We start from the raw sequence: 474 nt of genomic DNA, 5'->3' as shown, positions 1-474 counted from the left end.
CCGCGTACGCTGGGTATGGCGCTCGAAGGCCTGCGCGATTTCTCGGTGATTGCAACCGCGCCGCAAAAGCGCCTGGCCATCAAGACCTTCCTGCGCCGCGAGGAAGACGGCGTGCTGCGCGAGGCCATCCTGCGTGAGCTGAAACGCGGCGGGCAGGTCTACTTCCTGCACAACGAAGTCGAGACCATCGAGAACAAGCGCGCCAAGCTGGAGGAGCTGATTCCGGAAGCGCGCGTGGTGGTTGCGCACGGCCAGATGCACGAGCGTGAGCTGGAGCGCGTGATGCGCGATTTCGTGGCCCAGCGCGCCAATATCCTGCTGTGCACAACGATTATCGAAACCGGCATCGACGTGCCGACCGCCAAGACGATCCTGATCCACCGCGCCGACAAGTTCGGCCTGGCGCAGTTGCACCAGTTGCGCGGCCGCGTCGGGCGGTCGCACCATCAGGCGTATGCGTATCTGCTGGCGCAC

The 474-nt window shown here is 64.8% G+C and carries 1 protein-coding gene; it reads left to right on the top strand.

Translation table 11 applies throughout. The features are described 5' to 3' along the window. Positions 1-474 (top strand): helicase-related protein (locus tag RVY79_RS17315; RefSeq protein ID WP_317465717.1); only part of this gene is annotated, 474 nt, incomplete at both ends.

The sequence above is a fragment of the Chromohalobacter sp. HP20-39 genome, from assembly GCF_033052815.1.
GTDB lineage: Bacteria > Pseudomonadota > Gammaproteobacteria > Pseudomonadales > Halomonadaceae > Chromohalobacter.
This window is presented reverse-complemented; position numbering and strand designations above follow the sequence as displayed.